The sequence below is a fragment of the Xanthobacter luteus genome (assembly GCF_040049235.1).
Lineage (GTDB): Bacteria > Pseudomonadota > Alphaproteobacteria > Rhizobiales > Xanthobacteraceae > Xanthobacter.
This window is the reverse complement of the sequence record NZ_JBDZDO010000008.1, coordinates 60,149-79,070: the sequence shown is the minus strand read 5'-3', so window position 1 is coordinate 79,070 and position 18,922 is coordinate 60,149. Positions and strand designations below refer to the sequence as shown.

The 18,922-nt window shown below is 71.0% G+C and carries 22 protein-coding genes; 5 read left to right on the top strand and 17 right to left on the bottom strand.

Features of this window, described 5'->3' with window-relative positions:
- Positions 1 to 248 precede the first annotated feature (248 nt).
- The 3 genes from ypfJ to ABLE88_RS21315 all read right to left on the bottom strand — a co-directional run bounded on the left by ypfJ (position 249) and on the right by ABLE88_RS21315 (position 2,481).
- Positions 249 to 1,145 carry a KPN_02809 family neutral zinc metallopeptidase gene (gene ypfJ, locus ABLE88_RS21325; RefSeq protein WP_348833804.1) on the bottom strand — a complete coding sequence of 299 codons (897 nt, stop codon included), beginning with the start codon at positions 1,143 to 1,145 and terminating at the stop codon, positions 249 to 251.
- A 441-nt stretch (positions 1,146 to 1,586) separates the two neighbouring features.
- A complete protein-coding gene (gene rpsU, locus ABLE88_RS21320) occupies positions 1,587 to 1,817 on the bottom strand; it encodes a 30S ribosomal protein S21 (protein ID WP_348833803.1) in 231 nt (76 codons plus the stop codon).
- Positions 1,818 to 2,022: 205 nt separating this feature from the next.
- The gene (locus tag ABLE88_RS21315; RefSeq protein WP_348833801.1) at positions 2,023 to 2,481 is read right to left on the bottom strand and encodes a hypothetical protein; all 459 of its coding nucleotides are present in this window, start codon (positions 2,479 to 2,481) and stop codon (positions 2,023 to 2,025) included.
- A gap of 169 nt (positions 2,482 to 2,650) precedes the next feature.
- Between ABLE88_RS21315 and ABLE88_RS21310 the strand changes: the two genes are divergently transcribed.
- Both ABLE88_RS21310 and ABLE88_RS21305 read left to right on the top strand, forming a co-directional pair.
- Entirely contained in the window at positions 2,651 to 3,223 is a 573-nt protein-coding gene (locus ABLE88_RS21310) for a cysteine hydrolase family protein (RefSeq protein WP_348833800.1), read from the top strand.
- Positions 3,220 to 4,275: an FUSC family protein gene (locus tag ABLE88_RS21305; protein ID WP_348833799.1), complete on the top strand. Its 1,056-nt coding sequence runs from the start codon at positions 3,220 to 3,222 to the stop codon at positions 4,273 to 4,275. Before ABLE88_RS21310 ends, ABLE88_RS21305 begins: the two co-directional genes overlap by 4 nt.
- Positions 4,276 to 4,284: 9 nt before the next feature.
- Here the strand turns inward: ABLE88_RS21305 and ABLE88_RS21300 are convergent, their stop codons facing one another.
- The 7 genes from ABLE88_RS21300 to ABLE88_RS21270 all read right to left on the bottom strand — a co-directional run bounded on the left by ABLE88_RS21300 (position 4,285) and on the right by ABLE88_RS21270 (position 11,730).
- Complete coding sequence (locus tag ABLE88_RS21300; protein WP_348833798.1) at positions 4,285 to 5,367, bottom strand: 5-(carboxyamino)imidazole ribonucleotide synthase; 1,083 nt, start codon at positions 5,365 to 5,367, stop codon at positions 4,285 to 4,287.
- Between the two features lie 3 nt (positions 5,368 to 5,370).
- Positions 5,371 to 5,853 (bottom strand): 5-(carboxyamino)imidazole ribonucleotide mutase, encoded by a 483-nt coding sequence (purE, locus tag ABLE88_RS21295; protein WP_348833797.1) that lies wholly within the window; start codon positions 5,851 to 5,853, stop codon positions 5,371 to 5,373.
- Between the two features lie 135 nt (positions 5,854 to 5,988).
- Complete coding sequence (locus tag ABLE88_RS21290; RefSeq protein WP_348833796.1) at positions 5,989 to 7,392, bottom strand: arylsulfatase B; 1,404 nt, start codon at positions 7,390 to 7,392, stop codon at positions 5,989 to 5,991.
- Positions 7,393 to 7,553: 161 nt separating this feature from the next.
- Positions 7,554 to 8,510: a lipid A biosynthesis lauroyl acyltransferase gene (locus ABLE88_RS21285; protein WP_348833795.1), complete on the bottom strand. Its 957-nt coding sequence runs from the start codon at positions 8,508 to 8,510 to the stop codon at positions 7,554 to 7,556.
- Positions 8,511 to 8,524: 14 nt separating this feature from the next.
- Entirely contained in the window at positions 8,525 to 9,547 is a 1,023-nt protein-coding gene (locus ABLE88_RS21280; protein WP_348833793.1) for a zinc-binding dehydrogenase, read from the bottom strand.
- A gap of 179 nt (positions 9,548 to 9,726) precedes the next feature.
- On the bottom strand, positions 9,727 to 11,010 hold the full coding sequence (locus ABLE88_RS21275) for a beta-ketoacyl-ACP synthase (RefSeq protein WP_348833792.1): 1,284 nt from the start codon (positions 11,008 to 11,010) through the stop codon (positions 9,727 to 9,729).
- A 189-nt stretch (positions 11,011 to 11,199) separates the two neighbouring features.
- Complete coding sequence (locus ABLE88_RS21270; RefSeq protein ID WP_348833791.1) at positions 11,200 to 11,730, bottom strand: SH3 domain-containing protein; 531 nt, start codon at positions 11,728 to 11,730, stop codon at positions 11,200 to 11,202.
- A gap of 160 nt (positions 11,731 to 11,890) precedes the next feature.
- On the opposite strand from ABLE88_RS21270, the gene ABLE88_RS21265 reads away from it, so the two are divergent.
- Positions 11,891 to 12,892 carry a 2-hydroxyacid dehydrogenase gene (locus ABLE88_RS21265; RefSeq protein ID WP_348833790.1) on the top strand — a complete coding sequence of 334 codons (1,002 nt, stop codon included), beginning with the start codon at positions 11,891 to 11,893 and terminating at the stop codon, positions 12,890 to 12,892.
- Between the two features lie 245 nt (positions 12,893 to 13,137).
- Here ABLE88_RS21265 and ABLE88_RS21260 read toward each other — a convergent pair whose 3' ends face one another.
- Positions 13,138 to 13,950: a HesA/MoeB/ThiF family protein gene (locus ABLE88_RS21260; protein WP_348833789.1), complete on the bottom strand. Its 813-nt coding sequence runs from the start codon at positions 13,948 to 13,950 to the stop codon at positions 13,138 to 13,140.
- A 104-nt stretch (positions 13,951 to 14,054) separates the two neighbouring features.
- On the opposite strand from ABLE88_RS21260, the gene ABLE88_RS21255 reads away from it, so the two are divergent.
- The gene (locus ABLE88_RS21255; protein ID WP_348833788.1) at positions 14,055 to 14,438 is read left to right on the top strand and encodes a four-helix bundle copper-binding protein; all 384 of its coding nucleotides are present in this window, start codon (positions 14,055 to 14,057) and stop codon (positions 14,436 to 14,438) included.
- A 64-nt stretch (positions 14,439 to 14,502) separates the two neighbouring features.
- Here ABLE88_RS21255 and ABLE88_RS21250 read toward each other — a convergent pair whose 3' ends face one another.
- Genes ABLE88_RS21250 through ABLE88_RS21240 form a run of 3 tightly spaced genes read right to left on the bottom strand, consistent with a single transcriptional unit; the run spans position 14,503 to position 16,020 of the window.
- On the bottom strand, positions 14,503 to 15,102 hold the full coding sequence (locus ABLE88_RS21250) for a DsbE family thiol:disulfide interchange protein (protein WP_348833787.1): 600 nt from the start codon (positions 15,100 to 15,102) through the stop codon (positions 14,503 to 14,505).
- Entirely contained in the window at positions 15,099 to 15,284 is a 186-nt protein-coding gene (gene ccmD, locus ABLE88_RS21245) for a heme exporter protein CcmD (protein WP_348833786.1), read from the bottom strand. Before ccmD ends, ABLE88_RS21250 begins: the two co-directional genes overlap by 4 nt.
- Before the next feature lie 4 nt (positions 15,285 to 15,288).
- A complete protein-coding gene (locus ABLE88_RS21240; protein ID WP_348833785.1) occupies positions 15,289 to 16,020 on the bottom strand; it encodes a heme ABC transporter permease in 732 nt (243 codons plus the stop codon).
- A 160-nt stretch (positions 16,021 to 16,180) separates the two neighbouring features.
- On the opposite strand from ABLE88_RS21240, the gene ABLE88_RS21235 reads away from it, so the two are divergent.
- Positions 16,181 to 16,660, top strand: a complete 480-nt coding sequence (locus tag ABLE88_RS21235; RefSeq protein ID WP_348833784.1) for a DUF1579 domain-containing protein — start codon at positions 16,181 to 16,183, stop codon at positions 16,658 to 16,660.
- Between the two features lie 44 nt (positions 16,661 to 16,704).
- Here ABLE88_RS21235 and ABLE88_RS21230 read toward each other — a convergent pair whose 3' ends face one another.
- From ABLE88_RS21230 to ccmA, 3 genes are all read right to left on the bottom strand, one after another.
- Complete coding sequence (locus tag ABLE88_RS21230) at positions 16,705 to 17,271, bottom strand: carboxymuconolactone decarboxylase family protein (RefSeq protein WP_348833783.1); 567 nt, start codon at positions 17,269 to 17,271, stop codon at positions 16,705 to 16,707.
- A gap of 99 nt (positions 17,272 to 17,370) precedes the next feature.
- Positions 17,371 to 18,042, bottom strand: a complete 672-nt coding sequence (gene ccmB / locus ABLE88_RS21225) for a heme exporter protein CcmB (protein ID WP_348833781.1) — start codon at positions 18,040 to 18,042, stop codon at positions 17,371 to 17,373.
- Positions 18,043 to 18,157: 115 nt separating this feature from the next.
- Positions 18,158 to 18,763 carry a heme ABC exporter ATP-binding protein CcmA gene (gene ccmA, locus ABLE88_RS21220; protein ID WP_348833780.1) on the bottom strand — a complete coding sequence of 202 codons (606 nt, stop codon included), beginning with the start codon at positions 18,761 to 18,763 and terminating at the stop codon, positions 18,158 to 18,160.
- Positions 18,764 to 18,922: the final 159 nt, after the last annotated feature.

The window sequence follows — 18,922 nt, the reverse complement described above, 5'->3', positions numbered from 1 at the left end:
CTGGGTCGGCGCGATCTGAATGCGACGCGACCAATGGTTGCACGTCCGGAAGCCGCTGGACAGCACCCTCCCGCCGCTCGCGATCAAGTGGTGCGGACATTTCGGGGAAAATGCAAGTGTCCCCGGCACTCGCCGGGTGGCACTGCGGAACGCCCGCGGACGCGGCTCGAGGCCTGGTGCCGGCGCCGCGGCGGTTGCAAAGTCGCCGGCACCCGCCGATGCGACCAATCTTTGTCAGCCGCGGCGGCTCAGATCGGGCCCTGAAAGGCATTGCATTGCTGCATGCTGCCGCTCTTCAGCCCGCGCATGAACCAGTTCACGCGCTGCTGCGAGGTGCCGTGGGTGAAGCTGTCCGGCACCGCGAAGCCCTGGGCCTGCTTCTGCAACCGGTCGTCGCCGATGGCGCTGGCGGCGTTCAGCGCCTCTTCGACGTCGCCCTGCTCCAGGATGCGGAAGCGGGCGTTGGCGTGGTAGGCCCACACGCCGGCGAGGCAGTCGGCCATGAGCTCGACGCGCACCGACAGCGCGTTCGCCTCCGCCCGCGAGGTGGCCCGCGCCTGCGCCTGCTGCACCTTGGGCAGGATGCCGATCAGGTTCTCGACGTGGTGGCCGACCTCGTGGGCGATCACGTAGGCCGCGGCGAAATCACCGGGAGCGTTGAACTTCCGCTTCATCTCGTCGAAGAAGGACAGATCCAGATAGACCTTCCGGTCCAGCGGACAATAAAACGGCCCCATGGCCGACTGGGCGCCGCCGCAGGCCGAGCGGGTGGCGCCGGAGAACAGGACCAGCTTCGGATCCTGGTAGGTCTTGCCCTCGGCGCGGAAGAGTTCGGACCACACGTCCTCGGTCTGGGCGAGCACGGCGGCGGCGAAGCGGCCCATCTGGTCCGAGGGCTTGCTGGTCTGGCTCTGGCTCGAGGGGGGCGGGGCGCTCTGCTGCTGGCTGCCGCCGAGCCCGTTCAGCGCCTCGAGGCCGCCGATCAGCACGACGGGATTGATGCCCAGCGCCCAGCCGATGAGGCCGACGACGATGATGGTGCCGATCCCCAGGCCGCCCCGCCCGCCCGGCATCTGGAAGCCGCCGCCGCCACTGCCGCGCCGGTCCTCCACATTGTCGCTGGAGCGGAAATCGTCCCACCGCATGCCACATCTCCCGCGCTGGTCCGCCGGACGCCACCGGCACGCCTGGATCACCCTCTAAACCCGGCCCGTGAGCCCGCCGACCGCTCAGACCGAAGGCGCCGTCCGGTCGGCCAATGCTCCTGGCGCAAGAATGCACAGCTTCACGGCGAAATCCATGACGATCGGGCGGTCCGCGGCGAGGCCAAGGGGCGGCCAAGGGGGCCATGGGAAGGTCAGGACCAGCCGGATCGGCCGTCCCCCGATCCGCGGAAGACCGCGCGGACCGCGCCGTTCCGGTCGGCGGCGCTTCGGGCAGAAACGAGGAAGGCCCGCGCGGCGGCGGGCCTTCTCAGGAAGGCGCGGTGGCTGCCGCCGGGCACCTGAGCGGGGCCGGCGCACCCGACCGGTCCCGACGGGCTGCGCCGGGAGGCGGTTGCCGCCAGGGTCCCGGTCCGGGACAGCTCAGCGCGGCGGGCGGGGCTTGGAGGGGATGAGACCCTCGCGCTGGGCGCGCTTGCGGGCGAGCTTGCGGGCGCGGCGGATGGCCTCGGCGGCCTCGCGGGCGCGCTTCTCGGACGGCTTCTCGTAGTGGCCACGCAGCTTCATCTCGCGGAAGATCCCCTCGCGCTGCATCTTCTTCTTGAGCGCCTTGAGGGCCTGATCGACATTGTTGTCGCGGACGAGAACTTGCACGTGTTGCCTCTTCGAGCTGTTGCGCCGAGCCTTGGAGCTGACCTGGAATGAAACGTTCCGGAAGGGACAGGACGGCAATGACGCCACGCGCATCTCGCCCGGAAGAGCCGCTCTCTTATCAGATGGAGCGGCGAATGTCCACACGCGGTTTCCACGCCGGATGACGCGAAAGCCGTTGTGCCGGCTCACTTCCGTCGGCGCGCCTTCAGGAGGGATCCTTGACCGCGTATCGCGCGCTCCAGGGTGCGGGCGGCGACGCGAAGGACGGGGACTGCGGGCGCAGCGGCTTCGGCGTGAAGACGGGCACCGCCGCGGGCGGCGGGAATAGCGGCGGCCGCGTCAGAGCGGGCGCGGGCGCCGCCGGCGGGCGAACGGTGGGATCGATCTGCGGCACGGGCCACTGCCGCACCCGCTTCTGCGCGTCCCGGCACAGGGTGTCGAGCTCGTTGCGGATGGCCGCGTCGGTGAAGCAGTCGCCGGCGGCGCGGATGCCTTCCATGAAGCGCAGCTCGATGGCGATCAGGCGCCAGCTGCAGAAGCGCCCGGAGCGGGCCAGTTGCCGCGCGAGATCCCGTATTTGCTCGAATGCCAGTTCTTGACCCATCGGCGTCCCCCCGGCCGTATGGTAAAAACTTACATCCTGGATATGACGATTCGACTGCATCCGTCACGGCATATCCCGCGTGCATTCCCACTTTTGCACAACTCTTCGCACGCTTCGCGCCGCCACACGTCATGCGCGCCAAGGCGCCGCGCCGCCTTCCGCAATCGCGCCGGATGGCCTAAACGGGAATTGGCCGGCTCGGCCGGCGCCGCGGCTCTGGAGGGTGGCAATGGCGACGGCGCTCATCGCGCTCGACTTCATCAACGACATCGTCGACCCCGCCGGCAAGATCGCCGGCTCGGCGGCGCAGGTGGCCGCGCGCGGCACCATCGCCAAGGCGCGGGCGGCGCTCGCATTCGCCCGCGCGGCCGGCTGGCTTCCGGTGCTGGTGAAGGTCGGCTTCGCCCCCGGCTACGCGACCCTGCCCAAAGCGAGCCCGCTGTTCGGCAAGGCCGGGGAGATCGGCGCCCTCGCCCTCGACGGCTGGGGCACGCAATTCCATCCCGGCCTCGGCGCGGAGGCCGCGGACACGGTGGTCGTCAAGCCGCGGGTGAGCGGCTTCTACGGCACCGCCCTCGAGCCGGCGCTGCGCGCCAACGGCATCGACCGCCTTGTGGTCTGCGGGGTGAGCACGGCCTGGGCGGTGCAGTCGACCGTGCGCGAAGGCCACGACCGCGACTACCGGATGGTGGTGGTGGAGGACGCCTGCGCCGCCGCCACCGCCGAGGAGCACGCGGCCTCGATCGCGCTGCTGCGGCGCATCGCCGGCGTGGTGGACGTCGCCGGGCTCGGCGCCCTGTGAGCGAGCCGGCCAAGCCGCGCGCGCCCGAGGGGGCGCGCGGCGCGGACGCGGCGCCCGCGCCGGCCGGCGGGCCGGCGGGGCTCGTCGCCCGGGAAGTGCAGGGCACCGCCATCGCCAAGGCGCTGGCGGTGGTGGGCCCGCTGGTCGCCGCCTTCCTGGTGGCCGAGGAGCCGGCGCTGCTCAATCTGAGCCTGCTCGCCATGGCGCTGCTGATCCCGGCCATGAAGCTCGGCCTCGGGCCGAAGGCGGTGACCGGCCATTTCCTGGTGGTGCTCGCGGCCTTCGGGATGCTGTTCCTGGTGTTTCCCCACAAGGGCCTGTTCGTGGCGGCCACCGCGCTCGCCGCGTTCCTCGCCGTGGCGGTGACGCGCCACGGCGCCAGGCTGCGCACGCTCGGCAACTGGACCTTCATTCCCGCCGTCTACCTCGCCTGCGAGATCCGCGAGGCGCCGTCCGGGGCCGCGCTCGCGCAGGCGCAGGCGTTCTTGATGTCCGCCCCGCTGGCGCTCGGCCTGGTGCTGCTGGTCCAGGCGCTGGAGCGCAGAGGCGGCGCGCCCGCCCCCGCGCTCTTCGGCCCGGTGCGAAGCGGCTGGATCGCCCCGGCCTGCGCCACCGCGCTCGCGGTGCTCGCCGCCGCCGCTCTGGTGGAGGCGCTCGACCTTGATCAGGGCCAGTGGGTCATCTGGTCCGCCGCGAGCGTGGTGGTGGGCGACCTCTCCGAGACCTCGCAGAAACTCAAGCTGCGGGCCATGGGGGCGGTGATCGGCGCGCCGCTCGGGCTCGCTTTGGGTCTGCTGCTGCCCGAGAGCCGGATCGGCTACACCCTCGCGGTGCTGGCCGCGCTGCTCACGCTGATCGCCTTCTCGCGCTACGTGGTGGGCTTCGGCGCGCGCTGCTTCTTCATCGCGCTCGCCGCCTCGCTCGCCGGGATCGGCAGCGGCATCGCCGAGGAGCGAGTCGAGAACGTGATCCTCGGCGGCGCGTTCGGTCTTCTGGCCGTCATCCTCACCGAATGGGGCGCGCGGCGCCTGGCGCGGCGCGCCGCTGCGTGAGACCCGGGCTCAGCAGCCCTCGTTCCCGCCCAGGCGGTTCACATGGCCCATCTTGCGGCCGGCGCGCGCCTCATCCTTGCCGTAGAGGTGGAGCCGGGCGCCGGGCTCGGCGAGGATCTTGTGCCAGGCGTGCACATCCTCGCCGATGAGGTTCGTCATCTGCGTCGGGCCGAGCCGGGCCGGATCGCCGAGCGGCCAGCCGGCGATGGCGCGCACATGCTGCTCGAACTGGCAGGTCGCCGCGCCGTCCTGGGTCCAGTGGCCGCTATTGTGCACCCGCGGGGCGATCTCGTTCACCAGCACCCGCTCGGCGGCGCCGCGGCCCACCAAGAACAGCTCCACCGCGAACACGCCCACATAATCCAGCGCCCCGGAGATGGCGCAGGCGATGGACCGCGCCTGCCGTTCGGTCTCCTGGCTCACGCCGGCGGGCACCGTGGAGGTGTGCAGGATGTGCTCGCGGTGCACATTGCGCGTCACGTCATAGGCCGCGAAGGCGTCGTCGGCGCGCCGGGCGGCCACGATCGACACCTCGGCCTCGAACCGCACGAAGCCTTCCAGGATCGCCGGCTGGCGACCGAGCGCGTGCCAGGCGGCGGTGAGGTCCTCGCCGGGGCGGATGATCACCTGGCCCTTGCCGTCATAGCCGAAGCGGCGCGTCTTCAGCACCGCCGGAAGGCCGATCCGGGCCGCCGCCGCCTCGAGGGATGCAAGGTCATCCACGGGCGCGAACGGCGCGGTCTCGATGCCGAGGCCGCGCACGAAGCTCTTCTCGGCCAGCCGATCCTGGGTGATGGCGAGCGCCTTCGCGCCCGGCTTCACGGGCCGGCGGGCGGCCAGGAACTCGGCGGTGTCGAGGGGCACGTTCTCGAACTCGTAGGTGACCACGTCCACCTGCCGGGCGAACGCCTCCAGCGCGGCGAAATCGTCATAGGCGGCGCAGATGTGGCCGGCGCTCACCTGGAAGGCCGGGCTGTCCCTGTCCGGGCACAGGATGAAGCTCTTCAGCCCCAGGCGCGCGGCAGCGAGCGCGAGCATGCGCCCGAGCTGGCCGCCGCCGAGAATGCCGATGGTATCGCCCGGGGCCAGCATGGCTCAGACGGGCCGCTCCGCCACCTGCGCCGTGCGCGCGGCGCGGAAGTCCTTGAGCCGCTGGGCGAGCTCGGGGTCGGTGAGGGCGAGCACGGCGGCGGCGAGCAGGCCCGCATTGGTGGCCCCCGCTTTGCCGATGGCGAGCGTGCCCACGGGCACGCCGGCCGGCATCTGGACGATGGAATAGAGGCTGTCGAGGCCGCCCATGGCCTTCGATTCCACCGGCACGCCGAAAACCGGCAGCGGGGTGAGGGAGGCGACCATGCCCGGCAGGTGGGCGGCCCCGCCAGCGCCTGCGATCACCACCTTGAAGCCTTCCGCCTCGGCGCCCCTGGCGAAGGCGTACATGCGCTCCGGGGTGCGGTGGGCCGAGACGATGCGCACCTCATGGGGCACCTGAAGCGCCGCCAGCGTCTCCGCCGCGTGGCGCATGGTGTCCCAATCGGACTGGCTGCCCATGATGACGGCCACTGGCGGCGCGCTCATCCCTTCCGACCCCTCGGGAAAAAGGAAAGCGCGGCTTTATAGGAATGCGGAAGGCGGGGCAAGGGCGGCGGGGCAATTCACGCGCGCCGCCCCGCCCTTTTGCACCGCGCCATGTCCGGCCCGCGCCGGGCCGGCTCAATCCTGCTGCTGGTAGTAGCCGGGATCGGTGGGAAAGACCGGCGCGCCGTGATGACCGACGATGGACTTCATGGTGGCCTGGAAGAACAGCGAGCGCGCCATCTCCGCGGCGAGGCCGTTGATGCGCTGGCGCATCTTCTCCACCTCCGTCGGCCGGTCGGCGGCGAGGTCCCGCGTCTCGCCCGGATCGACGGACAGGTCGTAAAGCTCGGCGCGCGAGGGCAAGGGCGCGTTCCAGATCAGCTTCAAGTCGCCCTCGCGGACCGCGCCCCGGAACAGCTCCACATTGTGGACCACCTCCTGGCGCGGCGAGGCGGCGCCGGCGCTGATCACCGGCCACACGTCCATGCCGTCGAGGGGCTTGGTGCCGGCGAGCGGGGCGCCGGCGAGACCCGCCAGCGTCGGCAGCATGTCGACGACGTGCATCATGCCGGGGACCTTGCCCGGCGCGACGTGACCCGGCCAGTTGGCGAGCGCCACCGCGCGCGTGCCGCCCTCGTAGAGCGAGCCCTTGCCGTCCCGGAATGGCGTGTTGCGCGCCGGCAGGTCGCCCTTGGTGTCGATCTGGCCGGCGAAGGTGGCGGTGCGCACGCCGCCATTGTCGGAGTGGAACACCACCAGCGTGTTGTCGCGCATCCCGCGGTCCGCGAGCGCCTTCAGCACGGCGCCGATCTGGTCGTCCATGGCCGTGACCATGGCGGCATAAGCGCGCCGGTTGGGGTCGGCGATGTCCTGGTAGCGGTCGAGATCGGCCTTCGGCGCCTGGAACGGCGTGTGGGGCGCCGTGAAGGCGAGATAGAGGAACAGCGGGCGGCGGGTGTCGTGGGCGCGGATGAGCCGCACCGCGTCCGCGCCGAGCAGGTCCGTGACGTAGCCCGGCTCCTTCAGGAGCTTGTCGTTGCGATACCAGTCCACGACGCCGTGGACCTTGTGGTCGAAATAATCGATCTCGCCGATCAGCGGGCCGTATTGGTAATCGAACCCCCGCGCGCGCGGCCAGTATTTGCGATCCGCGTGGCCGAGGTGCCACTTGCCGATGATGGCGGTCTCGTAGCCCGCAGCCTTCAGCACCTGCGGCAGCAGGCGTTCGTCGGTCGGCAAGCCATAGGTCTGGTCGGGCAGGATCACGAAGCTCTGCAGCCCGTAGCGCAGCGGATAGCGCCCGGTCATGAGCGCGGCGCGCGTCGGCGTGCACATGGGCTGGACATAGAACTGGTCCAGCGTCGCGCCGGTCTGCGCCAGTTCGTCGAGGCTCGGGGTTCGGATCTCGGAGCCGTGGAAGCCCACGTCCGCGAAGCCGAGGTCGTCGGCGACGATGTAGACGATGTTGGGCGGTGTGGCCGCGCAAGCCGCCGTCGCGGCAACGACCGAGACCACCAGCGCCAGCAGCATGCGCGCCATGGATCAACCCTCCGAGAGCAGAAGCGGTTCCAGCCACGGCCCGCTGGACGCCTTTGCGGCGAAGAAAAAACCCAATTGAAGCAGAAGGATGGCGGCATCGGCGGTCAAGCTCTAGCTTGACCTTGCGGCAGGAGCTCGGACCGGGCGGCGCCGCCGGGCGCTCACCGCCAGCGGCGGTGCAGCCAGAGCCACTGGGCGGGATGCTCGCGCACCCAGCCCTCGATCACGTCGTTGATCGCCTGCATGGCGCCCTCCACGTCCACCTTGCCCTCGGCGTCACGCGGCATCACCATCTCGTCGGTGAATTCCACGCGGAAGCGCGCCTTGGGCAGGCGTACCACGCGCCAGCCATAGACCGGGCAGTCGAAATGGCGCGCGAGCTTGGCCAGCGTCGGGTTGGTGGCGGTGGGCCGGCCGAAGAACTTCACCTTGGGCCCGCCGGTCCAGTACTGGTCCACCAGCATGCCGATGTGCTGGCCCTGGCCGAGCCGGCGGATCAGCTCGCGCGCCGCGTCGCGGTTGGTGCGGATGAGGTCGGGCATGGTGCCCTTGCGCGTCTCCTCGATCAGCTCGGCGGCGGTCTTGTTGTTGGGCTCGCGGTAGATCACCGCGTCGAGGATGCCCATCTCCGCCCCGGCGATGGCGCACATCTCCCAATTGCCGGTATGGGCGGAGAAGAACAGCGCCGTCTTGCCGTCGAGCCGCTGCTTGGCGAAATCCTGCGTGCCGAACTCGATGCGCCCGGCGCCGGGCGTGTCGGGGTCGTAGTCCCAGATGTGGTCGAGGTGGGCGAACTCGGCGCACAGGCGGCCGAGATTGGCCCACACCTCGCGCACCAGCTTGCTGATCTCCTGCGGCGTCTTCTCGGGAAAGGCCAGCTCGAGGTTGCGCCGCGCCACCTTGGTGAGCGGCCACAGGGGGCCGAACAGGCGCGCCCAGAACGCCATCGCGGCCGAGGACACCTCCAGCGGCCACAATCTCAGCCACCACAGCGAGCCGCGCACATAGCCGCCAAGCAGCCAGCCGCCCACGCGTCCCACCCTCTGGCGCATCCGGTTGCGGAAGCGCGGCAGGGTCCCGCGGCGGAAGCGCCGCCATGCTTGCTCGACCGTGTTCAAAGGGATCCGCCCCTTCAGAACCTGACCAGGATCTTGCCGAACACGCGCCGGCTCTCCAGGCGCTCCAGGCCTTCGTTGAAGTTCTCGATCGGCACCACCGTGTCGATCACCGGGCGGATGCCGCGGCCCATCTTGGCGAGCCCCTCGGCCACGTTGCGGATGGTGGCGCCGAACGAGCCGAAGATGTGGTACTGGCGCTGGAACAGCTGCATGAGGTTCATCTGCACGCTCACCCCCGAGGTGGAGCCGCAGGTGACGAGCCGCCCGCCCGGCCGCATGGACAGCAGCGAGCCGTTCCAGGTCTCCGCGCCCACGTGCTCGAACACCACGTCGACGCCCACCTTCTTGGTGATCTTGCGCACCTCGTGCTCGAAGCGGTCGCGCCGGTAGTTGATGACGTGGTCGGCGCCCAGCGCCAGCGCCTTGGCGGCCTTCTCGTCGTCGCCCACGGTGGTGATCACGCTCGCCCCCACGTCCTTGGCGAGGCGGATGGCGGCCGAGCCGATGCCCGAGCCGCCGGCATGCACCAGCACGGTCTCGCCGGCTTCGAGCCGGGCATTGTCGAACAGCATGTGCTGGACGGTGGAGAAGGTGATGCCGGCGCAGGCGGCATCCTCGAACGGCACCCCCTGCGGCGCCGGGATCGCGAGCCGCTCGGGCATGTTGATGAGGTCGCGGGCGAAGCCGTCGATGTGGAAGCCCAGCACGCCACCCACATTCTCGCACAGATTGTCGCGGCCGGCGAGGCAGCTGCGGCAGTGGCCGCAGGTCATGGCGCCGTACATGGACACCGTCTGGCCGACCTTGAGCCCGCGCACGTCCGCGCCCAGCGCGACGATCTCGCCGGCCGCCTCGGCGCCGACCACGAGCGGCATCTTGCGCTTTGCGAACGCCATGCCGCGCCAGCCCCACACGTCGATATGGTTGAGCGCCAGCGCCTTCACCTTGATCTGCACCTCGCCGGCGCCGGGGGCGCCGGGCTCTGGCATGTCGACGATTTCGAGCTTGCGGTCGGAGACGAGCTGAAGGGCGCGCATTCTTGTTCTCTGGATCGGTTCTTTGCGAAGGCGGCAGGGGCGATGGGGCCCCGTCCGCCCGGAGCGGCGCCGTCATATAGCCCGCGCCGGGGCGGAAGAGGAAGGCCACCCCCTTGGCGCAGAGTGGGGAACGCGGCGGGCGGGCGCCGCCCCGGCCCGCTAGGCGCAGCCCGGCCGGCTCACGCCGGCTCGCCCGCCAGCACCAGGCAGACGTTCTGCCCGCCGAAGCCGAAGGAATTGGAGATCGCCCGCCGCACCTCGGCGTCGCGCGCCACGTTCGGCACCACGTCGAGCGGGATGGCGGGATCGGGGACCGCATAGTTGATGGTGGGCGGGATGCGCCCGTTGGCGATGGTCAGCAGCGACACCGCCGCCTCGATCGCGCCGGCGGCGGTGAGCGTGTGGCCGATCATGGACTTGTTGGACGAGATCGGGATGCCGGCGAGCTTCTCCTCGCCGAACACGCCCTTGAGGCCGACATATTCCATGCGGTCGTTCTCGGGGGTCGAGGTGCCGTGGGCGTTGATGTAGTCCACGTCGTCCGGCGTGATGCCGGCGTCCGCCAGCGCATTCTTCATGCAGCCGATGATCGGCCGCCCGTCCGGCGAGGAGCGGGTGCGGTGGAAATTGTCCGCCATCTCGCCGCAGCCCTCGAGCACGCCGAGGATCTTCGCGCCGCGCGCCACCGCGTGGGCGTAGCTCTCGAGCACCAGAGCGGCGGCGCCCTCGGCCATGACGAAGCCGTCGCGGTTCTTGGCGAACGGGCGCGCCGCCTCCTCGGGCTTGTCGTTGGCGGTGGTGAGCGCGGACAACAGCGAGAAGCGGATCAGCGCCTCGGGATGCACCGAGCCGTCGGTGCCGAGCGAGAGCGCGACCTCGGTCTCGCCGCGGCGGATCGCCTCGACGCCGAGCTGGATCGCGGTGGCGCCCGAGGCGCAGGCGGTGGACAGCGAGATCGGCTGGCCGCGGGTGCCGAAGCGATCGGCGAGGCGGTCCGCCACCGAGCCGAACATGAAGCGCTCGTGCCACGGGCGGAACTGGCCGGAAGCGGCGGCGCCGAGCAGGTCGCGATAGGTGAGCGGGTATTTTCCCACCGCCTCGCCCAATTCCCGCCGCTCGGGCCATTCCAGCTCCACCGGCGGAACGGCGGCGAACAGCGGCCCGGGGAAATCGCCCTTGGCGCCGATGCCGGCCTCGGCGATCGCCTCCTCCCCCGCCAGCGTGGCGAGCCTCTCGGACAGGTCCGGCGCCGGCACGCGGCCCTCGAACAGGAAATCGACGGTGCCGGCGATGGTGGTGCGCATGCCCTCGATGGGGAAGCGGGTGATGGTGTGGATGCCCGATTCGCCGGCGGTGAGGCGGCGCCAATTGTCCTGCTTGCCCTGGCCGAGCGAGGTGACGATGCCGATGCCGGTGACGACCACCACCGGCCGTCCGTGCTTGTCCAGATGCGCCTGCGTCATGCCGCGGCTCCCATTGGTGAGGCGCGCCCGCCCGAGGCGCCGATTTCGTCCGGAACCGCCGTCGCGCCCCCCGGGAGGGCGCCCGCAGACGGCGTCTGGTTCCGGCGGAAAATAAGCCGAAGCCGGCCCGCGGGTAAATGCGCGCCGGTCTTCTGTACCTAGATACCCGTTTTGGGAAGGGCGAGCGGCCTAGTCCATCTTCTCGTTGGGGTATACGCCGAACAGCAGGCTCTGCGCCACATAGCCGTCGAAGCTCTCGCCGGCGATGCGGCAGAACTTGCCGTCGCAGGACTTCACCACGCCGAGCACGCCGGGCTCAAGCTTGGCCACCACGCGGGCCTCCGCGTTCGGCGCGTCGCGCAGCGGCACGGGGTCGCCCTTCTGCCATGGCGCCACCAGGGCGGTGCGCCGCAGCGACAGCATGGAATGGTAGACCCAGCCCTCCGCGCCGTCGGCGTCGCGGATGCGGCGCCAGGTCTCGAATTCCGCGGTGACCTCCACCGGCAGCCCGGCGCGGTGGAACACCCAGGCCACGTCATGGTCCTTGTTGGGGCCGTTGCGCACGTTGACCGTGTCCGCCTTCAAGGAGACGAAGCGCGGCACCGGCAGGCCCGAGGTCCCGTCCTGCGCGGCCTGCGCCGGCGCCAGGGCGGCGAGCCCGGCGATGAAGAGCGCGCACGCAAGGAGGCTCTTCATGCAATGACGGATCGCTGAGGGCATGATGGCATCGTCCTTTCGCATCGCAGGAGAGGAGCGCCCACGAGGTGCGCCGCGGACGCGCGCCCGTCAAGGGCTGCGGCTCGCGCACGCCTTGTGTTTCGCCGCCTGTCTGCTAGACGGGACCCACAAGGGTTAAGAAATGGGGAACGGGGAAGTGCCCATGGTGCGTCGCAAGCCGCTGGTGGTCGTCACGCGCAAGCTGCCGGAATCGGTCGAGACGCGCATGCGCGAACTGTTCGATGTCCGCCTCAACGAGGACGACACCCCCCTGGACCACGCCGCTCTGGTGGAGGCGGTGAAGACCGCCGACGTGCTGGTGCCCACGGTGACGGACCGCATCGATTCGTCGGTCCTGTCCCAGGCCGGCGAGAACCTGCGGCTGATCGCCTCCTTCTCCAACGGCGTCGACCACATCGACGTGGCGAGCGCGCTGACCCGCGGCATCACCGTCACCAACACCCCCGGCGTCCTCACCGAGGACACCGCCGACATGACCATGGCGCTGATCCTCGCCGTGCCGCGCCGGCTCGCCGAGGGCGCGCAGGTGATGATCTCCGAGAAGGAGGAGTGGCCCGGCTGGTCGCCCACCTGGATGCTCGGCCGCCGCATCTGGGGCAAGCGCCTCGGCATCATCGGCATGGGCCGCATCGGCCAGGCGGTGGCGCGGCGCGCCAAGTCGTTCGGCCTGCAGATCCACTATCACAACCGCCGCCGCCTGCCGGTGGCGATCGAGGAGATGCTGGACGCCACCTATTGGGACAGCCTCGACCAGATGCTGGCGCGCATGGACATCATCTCGGTGAACTGCCCGCACACCCCGGCCACCTACCATCTGCTCTCGGCGCGCCGCCTCAAGCTGCTGAAGCCCCACGCTTATGTGGTCAACACCGCGCGCGGCGAGGTAATCGACGAGAATGCGCTCACCCGCCTGATCGAGGGCGGGGAGATCGCCGGCGCGGGCCTCGACGTGTTCGAGCACGAGCCGGCGGTGAACCCCAAGCTCATCCGCCTCGCCCGCCAGGGCAAGGTGGTGCTGCTGCCGCATCTCGGCTCGGCCACGCTCGAGGGCCGCGTGGACATGGGCGAGAAGGTGATCGTCAACATCAAGACCTTCATGGACGGCCACCGTCCCCCGGACCGGGTGCTGCCGGCGATGCTGTGAGAGATCGGGGCGTTTCGCGACGTCCCCGTCTTCCACATCTGCCGCGCCTTCCCTCCCGGAGCAGGCCCCCGCCGCCGCCCTCCCTCCACGGCCGTCGCCCTCCGGCTTGACCGGAGGGTCCACGCGGCCACGACGCCGCAACGCAACGGCGGCCGCGCCATGGATGCTCCGGTCAAGCCGGAGCATGACGGGGCGCGGGTTTGCCATGTGGGTGCTCGGCGGCGTGGCTTGGCGCAGGCGCGCCCCTACGCCGCCTCGGCATGCCCCGACAGATCGGTGATGCGCACCCTCTCCCCCGTCAGCGGGTTCTCCGGGTCCCAGGCATAGCTCAGGGTCTCGAAGCGCATGGAGCGGGCGTCGATCATCAAAAGGCGGCCCACCAGACCCTCCCCGAAGCCGACGATGGCGCGGATCGCCTCCAGCGCGGCGATGGAGCCGGCGATGCCGGCGAGCGCGCCGAGCACGCCCGCCTCGGCGCAGGGCGCCACCGTGCCGGGCGGCGGCGGCTCGGGAAACAGGCAGCGATAGGTGGGGTTCGGCGTCCCGTCCGGGGCGCGCTCATGGGCGCGGATGGTGGTGATGGTGGCGTCGAAGGTGCCGAGCGCCGCCGTCACCAGCGGCGTCTTGGCCAGCACGCAGGCGTCCGAGACCAAATAGCGGGTGGCGAAATTGTCCGAGCCGTCCACCACCACGCCGACGCCGCGCACCAGATCGAGCGCGTTGGCGGCGGACAGGCGCATCTGGTGCGTCACCAATTCCACATGGGGGTTGAGCGCGGCGATGGCGTCGCGGGCGCTGTCCACCTTCGGGCGGCCGATGTCCGGCGTGCCGTGGATCACCTGGCGCTGGAGGTTCGAGAGCGAGACCGTGTCGTCCTCCACCAGGACGATGCGCCCCACCCCGGCGGCGGCGAGATAGAGCAGCACCGGCGCGCCGAGCCCGCCCGCGCCCACCACCAGGACGCTGGCCGCCTTGAGCTTCTGCTGCCCGGGCCCGCCCACGTCGTGCAGCACGATGTGGCGGGCGTAGCGCTCGATCTCTTCGGAGGAAAAGGCCATGGCCGATATGTAGTCGCTCGCCGCGGTTTCGTCATCCGGCGTGGGAACCGGGCGGCGCCCGGCGGCATTTGTCCCTTCAGACAGACACGCCGGAGAACAGCGACATGCACCGCATCGCCATCGATTTCTCGCGCCGCGCCGACGTTCCTGCCACCTTCTTTCTCGACGATCCCGTCAATTCCGGCCGTGCCGTCGACCTGCTGCTGGACTGCGCCCGCGTCTGCACCGAGACCGCCGCCGACATGGAGACCGGCCGCTCGGCGGCGGAGCCGGAGCGCCTGCGCCTGATGTTCGCCAACGCCGAGGTGTGCCGCGCGGCCGCCCATGTGATGATCCTCGGCGTGCCGCACCATCGCGAATTGTGCGAGGCCTGCGTCAGCCTGTGCGAAGCCTGCGCCGCCGCCTGCGGGGACGATGCCGAGGCGGGCGAATGCGCCGCGACCTGCCGCGCCTGCGCCGAAGCCTGCCGCAACGTCGTCGTGCATTGAGCGCGGCCGCCGGTCGGCATCGCGGACGCGCCGCACTGCCCTCCGGGACCGACGCGCGCCGGCCCTAAGGTGCCGACAGCTTCGCGATCAGCGGCAGGAGGGTGCCGTTCACCGCCTCCGGCGTGAGCGGCCCCACGAATTTGTGGGCGACGGTCCCGTCGGGCGCCAGCACGAAGGTCTCGGGCACGCCATAGACGCCCCATTCGATGGCCGCGCGACCGTTCGGGTCCACCCCCACCGCCGCGTAGGGCAGGCCGTATTGGCCGAGGAAGCGGCGCGCATTCTCCGGCGCGTCCTTGTAGTTGAGCCCGACGAGGCGCAAACGCGGGTCCTGCGCCAGCTTCATCAGCAGCGGATGCTCCTCCCGGCACGGCCCGCACCAGGACGCCCAGACATTCACCAGCGTCGGCTTGCCGGTGAGGGTCGCGGTGTCGATGCCGGGCACGCTCGCGCCGCCCTTGCGCAGGTCCGCGAGCGGCGGCAGCGAAATGGCCGGCGCCTTGCGGCCCACCAGCACCGACGGCACGCGGGAGGGATCGCCCCCGGTCTCCAGCCGCGCGAGGAACAGAGCCGCGAGCGCCAGAAACACCACGAGCGGCAGCGCCACGAGCCACAGGCGCCGGCGCGGCGGGGGCGCGACCACGGGCGGGGCGGGCTCGCTCATGGCGTGCGCTCCTCGAGCCGGGCGGGGTTGGCGGGGCTGGAGCGGCGGCGCACGCCGCGCGCCTCCAATTCGGCCAAAGCCCGCTTCTGGGCGCCATTGTCCATCAGCAGCCACAGCGCCAGCAGTCCGAGGCCGAGGGCGGAGACGATGTAGGAGGCGGCGATGAAGGCGACGTGCTCCATGGCGTCAGCCCACCGCCTCGGCGGCGGCGCGCGCCTCCAGCACCTCCACCCGCCGGCGCAGGATCTCGGTGCGCATGGCGAGCATGTGCAGCGCCACGAACAGCAGCGTGAAGCCCAGCGCGCAGGTCATCAGCGGCCACAGCAGGGCGGCATCGATGGTGGAGCCGCCCATGCGGAACACCGAGGCCGGCTGGTGCAGCGTGTTCCACCAGTCCACCGAGAACTTGACGATCGGAATGTTGACCACGCCCACCAGCGTCAGCACCGCCGCCGCCCGGCCCGAGCGGCTCGGATCGTCGATGGCGGCGCGCAGCGCCATCACGCCGAGATAGAGCAGCAGCAGCACCAGCATGGAGGTGAGGCGCGCGTCCCACACCCAATAGGTGCCCCACATGGGCCTTCCCCACAGCGCGCCGGTGACGAGGCACAGCGCCGCGAAGGTGGCGCCGATCGGCGCCGCCGCCTTGTGGGCCACGTCCGCCAAGGGATGGCGCCACACCAGGATGCCGAGCGAGGAGGCCGCCATCATGGTGTAGGCGAACATCGCGAGCCAGGCGAACGGCACGTGGACGTACATGATCTTGACCGTCTCGCCCTGCTGGTAGTCGGCGGGCGCGCGGAAGGCGAGCCCGAAGCCAATCGCCAGCACCAGGACCGCCGCGCCCGCGACCCAGGGCAGGAGGCGGCCGGAATAGGACAGGAAACGCGTCGGGTTCGCGAGATCGAGGAACGCCATGCCGCCTTTCTAGACCATCTCCATTCGCCAGGGGAGCGCCCCCCGCGCGCCATTTACCCGCAGGAGCGGCGGCGCGGGACGCGAAGACGGCGGCGCGGCACCGGTTGCCCGGGGCCGGCGGCGCCCTCATATTCCCTTACGTCAAATCAGGAGGACGCCCATGCACGAGGACACCGCCAAGGAGCACCAGTGGCTCAAGGGCCTGATCGGGGACTGGACGTTCGAGGGCGAATGCATCACGGGGCCGGACCAGCCGCCGAGCCGCATGAGCGGCTCCGAGACGGTGCGCGCGCTCGGCGAGCGTTGGGTGATCTGCGAGAGCACCACCCCCATGCCCGATGCGGGGACCGCCACCAACATCCTTTCCCTCGGCTATGACCCGGCCAAGGGCAAGTTCGTCGGCACCTTCCTGTCCTCGGCCATGAACGCGCTGTGGATCTATGAGGGCACGCTGGACGCGGCCGGCGCGGTGCTGACCCTCGACACCGAGGGGCCGTCCATGACCGACGTGGGCCGCGCCCGCTACCAGGACGTCATCGAGCTGACCCCTTCCGGCGAGCGGCGCTTCTCCTCGCGCATCGAGATGCCGGGCGGGGCGTGGGTCACCTTCATGACCTCCACCTACCGCAGGGCCGGCTGACGGAGCCGCCCGCGCCCCGCGGCGGTGGGGCGCGGGCGGCACGCTCACTCCTTCTCCGGCACCGGGACGTTGAAGCCGTTGAGGATCACCGAGACGTGAGAATACAGCGCCACCAGATAGATCAGCTCGCCCGCGCCGGCCTCGCCGAAGGTCTCCACCGCGCGGCGGTAGAGCAGCTCCGGCAGCGGGCCGCCGTCCAGCAGAGCGTGGGTGACGTCGTAGGTCACGCCCTCCGAATGGGTGAGGTCCGCCGGCCGCGAGCCACCGACGATGGTGGCGATCTTGTCGTCGGAAAGGCCCTTGGCCTCGGCCACCGCCACATGGGCGTAGAGCTCATAGGCGCTGTCGAAATGGGCGCCGGTGACCAGGATCGCCACCTCGCGCACGGTGCGCGGCAGGCCCGGCGCCTCGGACATGGCTTTCACCAGCTCCCACACCGGGGCGCCGTACTTCGGAAAGCGCAGCCACGGATTCCACGGCCCCATCAGCGCGCCGTCCGGGTCGATCACCTTGAAGGCGTTGAAATTGGCCCTGATGCCTTTGGTCATGTCCTCGTAGAGCGGCTTTTGGGCCTCGGACAGCGCTTTGGGCGGCAAAAGCGGCAGGCGCATGGACGTCTCCCCTGATCGTCGTTGGCGCCGCGGGCGATTCGTCCGGCGGCGTCCCATAAGAGACGATGTCGGTGACGCTTTTGCCAGGGCCGGCGCCGGTCACCCCCGCGCCGCGCGCAGCGCCGCCGCCGCCGCGACCGGCCCGAGCACCAGCGCGAACAAAGCAAGGCCCAGCAACACCCGGAACGGGGTGCCGAACGGCACCGGCCCGGTGACCGCCGACGTGGTGGCGGAGACCGCGAAGATCAGCACCGGGATCGCCAGCGGGATCACCAGCACGGCGATCAGCAGCCCGCCGCGCCGGAACGCGCCGGCGAACGCGGCGCCGATGAGGCCGAGGAAGGTCACCGCCGGCGTGCCCACCAGCAGCGTCGCCACCACGGCGGCGATGGCGGGCGGCTCCAAATTCAGCATCAGCGCCAGCACCGGCGCCGCCACCACCAGCGGCAGCCCGGTGGCGATCCAGTGGGCGAGCCCCTTGGCCGCCGCCACCAGCTCCAGCGGCAGAGCGGACAACGTGAGGTTGTCGAGCGAGCCGTCCTCCACGTCCGCCGTGAACAGGCGCTCGAGCCCGATCAGGCTCGCGAGCAGCGCGCCGATCCACAGGATCGCCGGGCCGATGCGGGCAAGCAAAGCAAGGTCGGGCCCCACCGCGAACGGCACCACGGTTATGACGCACAGGAAGAACACCACGCCGAGCCCGGCCCCGCCCCCGGCGCCGAGCGAGAGCGCGAGGTCGCGCCGCAGGATGGCAAGGAAGGCGCGGGTCATGCCCAGGCCTCCGTCCGGGCGGACGGGATCGGCCGGGGCGCAGCGCCCGGCCAACCGGCGTCCCGGCGCTTCCCCCCAAGCGGAAGAGGGCTCCGGTGCGTCCTGGCGCCCGCTTTCATGTCCGCCCCCCGAGCCTGAGCTCCTCGCCGGCGCCGAGGTCGAGCGGGGCGTGGGTGGCGGCCACCAGGATGCCCCCGCCGGCGAGATGGGCGCGGGCGAAGCCGGCGAACATGCGCTGCGCCGCGGCGTCGAGCGCGGTGGTGGGCTCGTCGAGGATCCACACCGGCCGGTGCGACACCAGGAGCCGTGCCATGGCGAGGCGCCGCTTCTGCCCGGCCGAGAGCACCCCGGCCCGCAGCCGCGGCAGGGCGCCGAGGCCGACCGCCTCCAGCGCATCGCGCACGCCGAGGCCGCTCTCGCCCAGCACCGCGCGCCAGAAGCGCAGGTTGGCGTCGACCGTCAGCGCGCCCTTCACCGCATCCTCGTGGCCGAGATAATGCACCTGCTCGGCGAGCCCCGCCTCTCCCGCCCCCTCGAGCCGCACCGTGCCGGCGGTGGCCGGCAGCAGGCCGGCGAGGATGCGCAGCAGCGAGGACTTGCCGGTGCCGTTCGGCCCGGTCACCACGAGCGGGACGCCGGCCTGCGCCGCAAGGTCGAGCCCCTCGAACAGGAGTTTCAGGCCGCGCTGGCACGCGAGGGCCTCGCCCTTGAGGCAGGTCAAGGTGTATTCCGCCACGACCCCTGCTTTCGCTGCATTGCACTTTCCCCGTTCTTATCGCATGACCCCGATTTGAAATGGCTCTATAAAGCGGCTGAACCGCACCGTCCAAGGTGGTGGGGTGCCTCTCCCCAACCCTTAGGCGATCCGCGTCGGTCGATC